At 70.3% G+C, this 10,453-nt stretch carries 8 protein-coding genes; all 8 read left to right on the top strand.

All coding sequences use genetic code 11. The features are described from left to right. Positions 1 to 1,173: acyl-CoA carboxylase subunit beta (locus JWP65_RS10755; protein ID WP_299763523.1), on the top strand; the 1,173-nt coding region annotated here is incomplete at its 5' end. Positions 1,174 to 1,278: 105 nt separating this feature from the next. After that, entirely contained in the window at positions 1,279 to 3,324 is a 2,046-nt protein-coding gene (locus JWP65_RS10760) for an acetyl/propionyl/methylcrotonyl-CoA carboxylase subunit alpha (RefSeq protein WP_299763525.1), read from the top strand. After that, positions 3,321 to 3,812: a VOC family protein gene (locus JWP65_RS10765; RefSeq protein WP_299763527.1), complete on the top strand. Its 492-nt coding sequence runs from the start codon at positions 3,321 to 3,323 to the stop codon at positions 3,810 to 3,812. The genes JWP65_RS10760 and JWP65_RS10765 overlap by 4 nt, the downstream gene beginning before the upstream one ends. Positions 3,813 to 3,954: 142 nt before the next feature. Continuing rightward, entirely contained in the window at positions 3,955 to 5,343 is a 1,389-nt protein-coding gene (locus JWP65_RS10770) for an HlyD family efflux transporter periplasmic adaptor subunit (RefSeq protein WP_299763529.1), read from the top strand. Then, positions 5,343 to 7,493: a PqqD family peptide modification chaperone gene (locus JWP65_RS10775; RefSeq protein ID WP_299763531.1), complete on the top strand. Its 2,151-nt coding sequence runs from the start codon at positions 5,343 to 5,345 to the stop codon at positions 7,491 to 7,493. The genes JWP65_RS10770 and JWP65_RS10775 overlap by 1 nt, the downstream gene beginning before the upstream one ends. Next, positions 7,490 to 9,400, top strand: coding sequence for a DEAD/DEAH box helicase (locus JWP65_RS10780; protein ID WP_299763533.1), 1,911 nt, complete (start codon positions 7,490 to 7,492; stop codon positions 9,398 to 9,400). The genes JWP65_RS10775 and JWP65_RS10780 overlap by 4 nt, the downstream gene beginning before the upstream one ends. Beyond that, positions 9,397 to 10,320 carry an efflux RND transporter periplasmic adaptor subunit gene (locus JWP65_RS10785; protein WP_299763535.1) on the top strand — a complete coding sequence of 308 codons (924 nt, stop codon included), beginning with the start codon at positions 9,397 to 9,399 and terminating at the stop codon, positions 10,318 to 10,320. The genes JWP65_RS10780 and JWP65_RS10785 overlap by 4 nt, the downstream gene beginning before the upstream one ends. 16 nt (positions 10,321 to 10,336) lie before the next feature. Then, positions 10,337 to 10,453, top strand: a 117-nt coding sequence (locus JWP65_RS20120; RefSeq protein ID WP_367280493.1) for an LEPR-XLL domain-containing protein, incomplete at its 3' end; no start/stop codon positions are given.

Consider the following 10,453-nt stretch of genomic DNA (forward strand, 5'->3'; position numbering starts at 1 on the left):
CCGGTGATCGGCCTGAACGACTCGGGCGGCGCCCGCATCCAGGAAGGCGTCGCCTCGCTCGGCGGCTATGCCGACGTGTTCCAGCGCAACGTGATGGCCTCCGGCGTGGTGCCGCAGATCAGCATGATCATGGGCCCGTGCGCCGGCGGCGCCGTGTATTCGCCGGCCATGACGGACTTCATCTTCATGGTCAAGGACAGCTCCTACATGTTTGTCACCGGCCCGGAAGTGGTCAAGACGGTGACGCACGAGGAAGTGACGGCCGAGGAGCTGGGCGGCGCGATCACCCACACCACCCGCAGCGGCGTGTCCGACCTGGCGTTCGACAACGACGTGGAAGCGCTGACCATGGTGCGGCGCCTGTATAACTACCTGCCGCTGAACAACCGCGAAAAGCCGCCGCTGCGCCCGAGCAACGACCCGGCCGACCGCATGGATTTCTCGCTCGACACGCTGATCCCGGACAACCCGAACAAGCCCTACGACATCAAAGAGCTGATCGCCAAGACTGTGGACGACGGCGACTTCTTCGAGCTGCAGCCCGAGTACGCCAAGAACATCGTGATCGGCTTCGCCCGCATGGAAGGCCAGAGCGTCGGCATCGTGGCCAACAACCCGCTGGTGCTGGCCGGCTGCCTGGACATCAAGAGCAGCATCAAGGCGGCGCGCTTCGTGCGCTTTTGCGATGCCTTCAACATTCCCGTGATCACCTTCGTCGACGTGCCGGGCTTCATGCCGGGCACCAGCCAGGAGTACGGCGGCATCATCAAGCACGGCGCCAAGCTGCTGTACGCCTACGCCGAGTGCACGGTGCCCAAGGTGACAGTGATCACTCGCAAGGCTTACGGCGGCGCCTACGACGTGATGAGCTCCAAGCACCTGCGCGGCGACGTCAACTTCGCCTGGCCCAACGCAGAGATCGCGGTGATGGGCGCCAAGGGCGCGGTGGAGATCATCTTCCGCGAAGACAGGGGCGACCCGGCCAAGCTGGCGGCGCGCGAGGCCGAGTACAAGGCACGCTTCGCCAACCCGTTCGTGGCGGGCGCGCGTGGCTTCATCGACGACGTGATCCTGCCGCACGAAACCAGGAAGCGCATCTGCCGATCGCTGGTGATGCTGCGCGACAAGAAGATCGAGAACCCGTGGCGCAAGCACGGCAACATTCCGCTGTAGCAATGGCCCACCCCCGAAGCGCCTGCGGCGCCGCGCCCTCGACGGGGCGCCGCCAGCGGCCCGGCAAAGCGGGTCCGCTGGCGGCAGGCGACTGAAAGACCAGACATGTTCGAAAAAATCCTGATCGCCAACCGGGGCGAAATCGCCTGCCGGGTCATCGCCACCGCGAAAAAGATGGGCATCAAGACCGTCGCCGTCTATTCCGACGCCGACCGCGATGCCCGCCACGTGCGGCTGGCCGACGAGGCCGTCCACATCGGGGCGCCGCCATCCCGCGAGAGCTACCTGTGCGCCGACAAGATCGTCGCGGCCGCCAAGCAGACGGGTGCCCAGGCGATCCACCCCGGCTACGGCTTCCTGTCGGAGAACGAGGAGTTCGCGCGCCGGGTGGAACAGGAGGGCATCGCCTTCATCGGCCCCAAGCACTACTCCATCGCCGCGATGGGCGACAAGATCGCCTCCAAGAAGCTGGCCAAGGAAGCCAAGGTCAGCACGATCCCGGGCTGGAACGACGCCATCGAGACGGCCGAGCGCGCCGTGGAGATCGCCCGGGAGGTCGGCTATCCGGTGATGATCAAGGCTTCGGCCGGCGGCGGCGGCAAGGGCTTGCGCGTCGCCCACGACGACAAGGAAGCCTTCGAGGGTTTTACCTCCTGCCGCAACGAGGCGCGCAACAGCTTCGGCGACGACCGCGTGTTCATCGAGAAGTTCGTCGTCGAGCCGCGCCACATCGAGATCCAGGTGCTGGGCGACAGCCATGGCAACGTGATCTACCTGAACGAGCGCGAATGCTCGATCCAGCGGCGCCACCAGAAGGTGATCGAGGAGGCGCCGTCGCCCTTCATCAGCGACGCCACCCGCCAGGCGATGGGCGAGCAGGCCGTGGCATTGGCCAAGGCCGTGAAGTACCAGAGCGCCGGCACCGTGGAGTTCGTGGTCGGCAAGGACCAGTCGTTCTACTTCCTGGAGATGAACACCCGGCTGCAGGTGGAGCACCCGGTCACCGAATGCATCACCGGGCTGGACCTGGTGGAGCTGATGATCCGAGTGGCCGCCGGCGAAAAGCTGGCGTTGACGCAGGCCGAGGTCAAGCGCGAAGGCTGGGCCATCGAGTGCCGCATCAACGCCGAAGACCCGTTCCGCGGCTTCCTGCCCTCCACCGGCCGGCTGGTGCGCTTCCAGCCGCCCAAGGCCAGCATGTGGGCTTCCGACGTCGAGCACCGCCATGGCGTTCGCGTCGACACCGGGGTCGGTGAGGGCGGCGAGATCCCGATGTTCTACGACTCGATGATCGCCAAGCTGATCGTGCACGGCACCGACCGCAACGACGCCATCGCCAAGATGCGCGAGGCACTCAACGGCTTCGTGATCCGCGGCGTCTGCAGCAACATTCCGTTCCAGGCGGCGCTGCTGGCCCATCCGAAGTTCGTCGCCGGCGACTTCAACACCGGCTTCATCGCCGAGAACTATGCCGGCGGCTTCCGGGCCGAAGACGTGGCGCACGGTGATCCCGACTTCCTGGTGGCGCTGGCGGCCTTTGCCCACCGGCGCGCGCTGCAGCGCTCGGCCGGCATCAGCGGCCAGATGCGCGGTCACGAGTTCAAGGTCGGCGAAGACTACGTCGTCGTCAAGCTCGACCCCGAAGGCAAGCACCAGCAGCAGCCGGTGAAGGTGCGCGACTACCAGGCGAAAACCGGCTCCAGCGTGGTCCACACCAACGGTCGCAGCTTCGCCATCTGCAGCCAGTGGCACCTGGGCGGCGCCCGCATCCGCGGCACCGTCGACGGCGAGGCTTTCACCGCCCAGCTCGAACGCGGCGGCAAGAACCCGCTGGCGCTGCGGATCGACCACGACGGCACCCGGCTCGACGCCATGGTGCTGACGCCGCGCGCGGCGGAACTGCATGCGCTGATGCCGTTCAAGGCGCCGCCGGACATGAGCCGCTTCCTGCTGTCGCCGATGCCCGGCCTGCTGGTCGACGTCGCCGTGCAGCCGGGGCAGAAGGTGCAGGCCGGCGAGCGGCTGGCGGTGATCGAGGCCATGAAGATGGAGAACGTGTTGCTCGCCGCCGCCGACGGCGTGGTCGGCAAGGTGCTGGCGGCCAAAGGCGAGTCGCTGGCCGTCGACCAGCCGATCGTGGAGTTCGAATGACCGCCGACCGCCCCTTCAAGGTCCTCGGCCTGCAGCAGGTCGCCATCGGCGGCCCCGACAAGCTGCGGCTGCAAAAGCTCTGGGTCGACCTGTTCGGTCTGGAGGTCACCGGCACCTTCCGCAGCGAGCGCGAGAACGTCGACGAAGACATTTGCGCGCTGGGCAGCGGCCCGTTCAAGGTCGAGGTCGACCTGATGCAGCCGCTGGACCCGGACAGAAAGCCGGCCGTCCAGGCCACGCCGCTGAATCACATCGGCCTGTGGGTCGACGACCTGCCCACCGCAGTGGAATGGCTGGCGGCGCAGGGGCTGCGCTTCGCGCCCGGCGGTATCCGCCGCGGCGCTGCCGGCTTCGACATCTGCTTCGTCCACCCCAAGGGCAACGACGAATTCCCGGTCGGCGGCGAAGGCGTTCTGATCGAACTGGTGCAGGCGCCGCCGGAGGTGATTCAGGCTTTCGCCGCCCTGGCGCGGGCCGGCGGCGGCTGACGGCGCGCCGCCAGCTGTTGTTCCGGCGCACCGAACGCCGCCATCTTTCCGCGTACTGCGGGCAGATTGCGGCGTCAAGGCGGTTTGGCGACGGATCGGCTGGCGCTGGCATGGCAGGTCGGTGAGAATCCGCCGACCCGCCATGGACAAAGCCCCGCCCCAACTGCTGCCGACCGACTCGCTCGGCCCGTTCCCGGCGCAGGACGCCATCCTGCGCTGCCAGGCCGCATTGCTGGCGCGCGTGCGGCTGGCGCAGGCGGCGACTGCGTTGGCGGCCGAACTGGCCGAGATCCTGCACTGCCGCCGCGTCAGCGTCGGCCTGCTCGAAGGCGAGCGGATCCGCATCGTCGGCAGTTCGCAGGCCGGCGAGATCGACCCGCGCCACGATGCGGCCGCTGCCATCGGCGCCGCCATGCACGAGGCCGTTGACCAGGCCAGCAGCGTCGTCTGGCCGGTCGCCGCGGCGGATGGCCCGGTCAGCCTGGCGCAGCACCAGCTGGCCGGACCCGGTGCGGCCTGCAGCGTGCCGGTGGTGGTGCGCGGGCGCGTCATCGGCGCCCTGACGCTGGAGTGCGGGTCGGAAGCGCCGTTCTGGCCGGCGCAAATCGCCCTGTGCGAGGACATCGCCAGCTTTGCCGGCCCGGTGCTGGAACTCAAGCGCGCGGCCGAGGCGCCCTGGCACCGCCGCGGGCGCGACTGGCTGGGTGAGCGGCTGGCGGGCACTGGCCGGCGGCAACTCGCCTGGGGCGCCGGCCTGCTGGCGCTGTGCGTCGCTCTGGCCGTGCCGCTGCCTTGGCGGGTGAGCGCGCCGGCGCGGCTGGAAGGCTCGGTGCAGCGGGCGATCGTGGCGGCGGCCGATGGCTTCCTGCAGCAATCGAATGTTCGGCCCGGCGACCGCGTCACCGAAGGCCAGGTGCTGGCCCAGCTCTCGTCGCAGGATTACGAGCTGGAACGCACGCGGCGCGAGAGCGAGCTGCGCCAGCACGAAAACGGCTACCGCGCCGCCCAGGCGCGCAACGACCGCACCCAGATGGTCGTCAGCCAGTCGCGCGCGGCCGAGGCGCAGGCGCTGCTGACGCTGGCGCAGACCCAGCTCGATCGCAGCCGCCTGGTGGCGCCGTTCGACGGCATCGTGATCAAGGGTGACCTGGCGCCCAATCTGGGCGCGCCGGTGCAAAAGGGAGAAGTGTTGATGGTGCTGGCGCCCGGCGACAGCTTTCGGCTGATCGTGGAAGTGGACGAAAGCGACATCGCCGCGGTGCGTCCCGGCCAGCAAGGGCAGCTGGCGCTGGCGGCAAGGCCGGAGCAGCCACTGCGCTTTACCACCCGCCGCATCGTGCCGGTGGCCACCGCTGCCGACGGCCGCAACTACTTCGAGGTGGAAGCCACGCCGATCGGCCAGCCGGCCGATCTGCGGCCGGGCCTGAGCGGGGTCGCCAAGATCGAGGTGGGGCAGCGCTCGCTAGGCTGGCTGCTGTTCCACCGCGCGGCCGACTGGCTGCGACTGGCCGTCTGGACGATCGCGCTGTAGTGACCGCACCGCTGGTCAGCGGCTCCTGGTACCGCGTCGCCCCGCTCAAGCCCAGCCTGGTGGCCGGCCTGAAGATCGTGCGCCAGCCGGTGCGCGACCAGATCTGGCACGTGCTGGTGGAGCCGGGCTCGGGCCGCCAGCTGCGGCTGAACCCGGCGGCTTACGCCTTCGTCGGCCGTTGGGACGGCATGCACACGGTGGAAAGCCTGTGGCAGCAATTGCTGGCGCGCGGCGGCGACGATGCGCCGACCCAGGACGACATCCTGCGGCTGCTGGCGCAGCTGTTTCGCGCCGGCATGCTGCACTTCGATGCGGCCCCGCACCTGTCGCTGCTGTTCACGCGCCGCACGCAGGAAGAGGAGCGCCGGCGCCGCGCCTTCATCAACCCGCTGATGCTGCGCACCCGCCTGTTCGATCCCACCCGGCTGCTGGACGCGCTGGCGCCGGTGGCGACTGCACTGGGCCGCTGGCCGGTGTTCGTCCTCTGGCTGGCCGCAGTCGCGCTCGCGGTGCTGGCCGCGGCGGTGAGCTTCGGCTCGCTCAAGGCCGATGCGCTGCGCGTGCTGGCCACGCCTTCGAGCTACGCGCTGGCCTGGCTGGCCTATTCGCTGGTCAAGGCGCTGCACGAGCTGGGGCATGCGCTGGCGGTGCGCCGCTTCGGCGGCGCCGTCCGCGAGGTGGGCATTTCGCTGATGATGCTCACGCCCGCGCCCTACGTGGACGCCAGTGCAGCCAGCGCTTTTGCGCAGGCCAGGCACCGGGCCCTGGTCAGCGCCGCCGGCATCATGGTGGAACTGGCGATCGCGGCCGTCGCCATGTTCGCCTGGACCGTGCTCGCCCCCGGGCGGGCCAGGGACACTTCGCTGGTGGTGCTGCTGATCTGCTCGGTCTCCACCATCCTGTTCAATGCCAACCCGCTGCTGCGGCTGGACGGCTACCACCTGCTGTGCGACGCGCTGCAGTTGCCCAACCTGGCGCTGCGCAGCCAGGCCTGGTGGGCTTCGCAATGGCGCCGGCTGATCGGTTCGGAGGCCGCGCTGCCAGCCAGCGCGCTGGCAGCGGGCGAGCGCAAGTGGCTGGTGCTCTATGCGCCGGCGTCCTGGGCCTGCCGGCTGGGGCTGCTGCTGGCGCTGGTGTTCTGGCTTGGCCACCAGTCCTGGCTGCTCGGCTGGCTGGCGGCGTTCGGGTTGGGCGGCTGGCTGTTGGCCGGAGTGATCCGGGGCTTGTTGCGCTCGGCCGCCGCCGCGGCGGACCCGGTTGCAAGGCGTCGCGCCTTGCTGTGGGCCGCGGCGGTGGGCATGGCGGCGTTCGTGGTCCTGTTCCTGCTGCCGGCACCGGCCAGTGTGATGGCGCGCGGCGTGGTCTGGCCGCCGGAGCGGGCGCAGCTGCGGCCGCAGGCGGCCGGCTTCATCCAGGCCGGACTGGTGCGCGACGGTGCGACCGTGGCCAATGGCGAGGTGGTGCTGCGGCTGCTGGATCCGGCGCTGCAAGCGCAGCAGGAGAAGACTGCGGGAGAGCGCTCGGGCTTGATGGCGCAGCAGTACCAGGCCTTGCTGCTGGACCCGGCCCGGGCCGGTGACCTGAACGCGCAGCTCGAGCGCAACGCCGCGGAGCTGGAGCGGGCGCAGCAGCAATTGGGCAACCTGGAGCTGCGGGCCCAGACCGACGGCCGCGCCGTCTGGCCGCGCGCCGGTGACTTGCCGGGCAGCTATGCGAAGCGCGGCGCCATGCTCGGCTACGTGCTGGGACCGGAGCCGGCGCAGGTGCGGCTGGTGCTGCACGACGAAGACCTGCTGCGGGTGCGCGGCCAGGTGCAAGACATCGAGGTGCGGCTGGCGGCATCGCCCGGGGTGGTGCACCGCGCCCGGCTGGCCAGCGAGACGCCGGCGGCCACGCGCCAGCTGCCCAGCGGCGCCCTGGGCGACCGCCATGGCGGCCCGGTTCCGGTCGATGCGTCCGACGCGGAGGGCTTGCGCACGCAGTTGCCGGTGTTCCTGCTGGACGTCGTCGTGCCCGGCTTGACCGCCGACCAGGTCGGCGGGCGCGCCTGGGTCAAGCTGTCGCTGCCCAGCGAGCCGCTCGGGCTGCAGGCCCTGCGCCTGGTGCGGCAACTGCTGGTGCGGCAGTTCAGCCCCACCGGGCAGGCATGAGCGCCAGGTGGCCCTTTCCCGGCGTGGTCTGGGGTGACTACCCGGAGCGCTTGCCGCAGCACAAGCGGGCGCCTCCGCTGCGGCGGGCGGCACTGGAACGCTTTGCCGACAGCGCCGCCGCCGCGCCCGGCCTGAGCGAAGCCGACTTGCCCGCGCACCTGCAGGCGCTGCGCCGGGGGACTCCGGACAGCGACGGCTGGCTGCTGGATGCGACGGTGCTGGCCGCCAGCGCCTTGCGCCACACCCTGGGCTATGCGCCGCACCGGCAGCAGTTGCTGGCCGCGCGCGTCCTGCTCGATGACTGCCTGGCCGAGATGGCCACCGGCGAAGGCAAGACCGCCGCCATCGCCATCGCGGCCGGTGTCGCGGCACTGGCGCGCACGCCGGTGCACGTGGTCACCTCCAACGACTACCTGGGCGAGCGCGACGCCCACGCGCTGCGGCCGTTCTACGCCCGGCTGGGGTTGCGCGTTGCCTGCGTCACCCAGCCCATGCAGGCGGCCGAGCGGCGCCAGGCCTATGCCGCCGACGTCGCCTACTGCACCGCCAAGGAGCTGGCCTTCGATTACCTGCGTGACGGCATGCGGCGGGCGGCCGACCTGTCGCCGCTGGAGCAGCGGGCCCGCCGGCTGGGCCTGGCGGCGGCCATCCAGGCACCGGTGCTGCGCGGGCTGAGCATGGCGATCCTGGACGAAGCCGACACGGTGCTGATCGACGAGGCGCGGGTGCCGCTGGTGCTGGCGCAGGGCGAAGGCTCGGCCGCCGAAGCCGCCTTCTACGGCGCGGCGCTGGCCGTGGCGCAGCGGCTCGCTCGCGGCGCAGACTATCTGGCACGCGGCGACGGCCGACGCTTCGAGCTGACGCCGCAGGGGCGGCAACAGCTGGCGGCGTGGCCAGCAGCGGACCATCCGCTGCTGGGCCATCGGGCGCACCGCGAGGCGGCGGTGGAAAGCGCACTGGTGGCGCTGCACGTGCTGCGACGCGACCATGACTACGTGGTGCGCGAGGGGCAGGTGACGCTGGTGGACGAAACCACTGGCCGGGCGGCCGCCGGGCGGGCCTGGTCCGCCGGGCTGCACCAGCTGGTGGAACGCAAGGAAGGCGTGGCTGCGTCCCAGCGCAACGCCACCATCACGCAGATCACCTTGCAGCGCTTCTTTCCCCGCTACCTGCGGCTGGCCGGCGCCAGCGGCACCTTGGCCGAGGCCGTCGGCGAGCTGCGCTCGGTGTACCAGCTGAAGGTGGTGGTGGTGCCCAGGCGGACCCCCTCGCTGGTGCGGCATCTTCCCCCTCGCTTGCTGGCGGACAGCCAGGCGCTGTGGCAGGCGGTGGCGCAGGACGCCAAGGCCTTGGCGCAGGCCGGGCGCGCGGTGTTGATCGGCACCGAAACGGTAGCCCAGTCGGAAGCGCTGTCCCGGCAACTGGCCTCCCGCCAGCTGAGCCACCAGGTCCTGAATGCAAGGCAGGACCAGGAGGAAAGCCAGCTGATCGCAGCGGCCGGCCAGTGCGGGCGCATCACGGTCGCCACCAGCATGGCAGGGCGCGGCACCGACATCGTGTGCGAACCAGCGGTGCTGGCGAACGGGGGCTTGCACGTCGTCCTGTGCCAAGTCAATGCTTCGGCTCGCATCGATCGCCAGTTTCTTGGTCGCGCTGGCCGCCAAGGCCAGCCGGGCAGCGTCCAGACCGTGGCCGCGGTGGACTTTCCGGTGTTGCGGCGCTGGTGGCCAGCTTGGTGGCTGCACGCGATTGGAGGCAGAAAGACCTGGCCAATGCTGCCAAAGTTCACGGTTTCATTCGCGCAATGGCGAGAGTCCTTTACGTATCGTTACCAACGTGCAAGACTCAACCGTCAAGCTGACTCCGAGGAGCGCGATCTGACGTTCAGTCGGCAGGTGAAACCATGAATCATTCCAGGCGTTGGGTGCTCGCTGCGTCGTTGCTCGTCCCGGTGGCAGCCTGGGCGCAGGCGCTGGGCTGCCTGATCGAGCCGTATCGGGTGTCCGAAGTCGGCAGCCCTGTCATTGGCGTGGTCAGCAGCATGGTGGCCGAGCGCGGCGACCACGTGGCAGCCGGCCAGGTGCTGGCCACCCTGCGCTCCGAAGTGGAGCGCCAGTCGGTGGCGGTGGCGTCGAGCAAGGCGCAGGCGATCGGGGAATTGAAGGCCGCGCAAGCCAACGCCGAGCTGGCGCGGCAGAAACTCGCCCGCGCCAAGGACCTGGCCGACCAGCAGTTCATCTCCAGCCAGGCGCTGGAGCAAGCCCGCGCCGAATACCAGGTGGCGGAAAACCGCCACAGCCAGGCGCGCGAGCAACGCGACGTGTTCGCCCGCGAGCACGACCTGGCCCAGGCCCAGCTCGGCCTGCGCACCATCCGCAGCCCGATCTCGGGCGTGATCGTGGAGCGCTACCTCTCCGTTGGCGAGCGGGTCGAGGAAAAGCCGATCTTCAAGGTGGCCATTGTCAACCCCTTGCGGGTCGAGGTGGTGCTGCCCTCGTCGGCCTATGCTGGTGTGCGCCGAGGCACGGAGATCAGCGTCACGCCCGACTTTCCCGGGGCCAAGCCGCGGCTGGCCCGCGTGACGGTGGTCGACCGGCTGATCGACGGCGCCAGCAACACCTTCCGCGCCCGCCTGGAGTTGCCGAACGCCGACCTTTCGCTGCCGGCCGGCTTGCGCTGCAAGGCCGAACTGCGTGCCGCCCAGGCGCCCGCGCCGGCGCCCCGTGCGGCCGCGCCGTCGGCCGTCCGGTCCGGCCGCGCGGCCGAAGCGTCGTTGCGGCTGCAGATGGACCCGGTGCTGGTGAATGCACCGATCGGGCGGCCGTGAAGGCCAGCTGAATTCCATGCGCTGGCTTCGCCGATTTCGCGCAGCCCGGGCCGAACGTTCAACGCCCGTGGCGGAGCCCATGGAGCCGCGGCTGCTGTTCTCGGCCGATCTGGGCGCTGGCCTGCTGCTGGGC

Origin of the sequence: Ramlibacter sp. (genome assembly GCF_028292805.1) — a bacterium.
In the GTDB taxonomy this organism is placed as follows: domain Bacteria; phylum Pseudomonadota; class Gammaproteobacteria; order Burkholderiales; family Burkholderiaceae_C; genus Ramlibacter.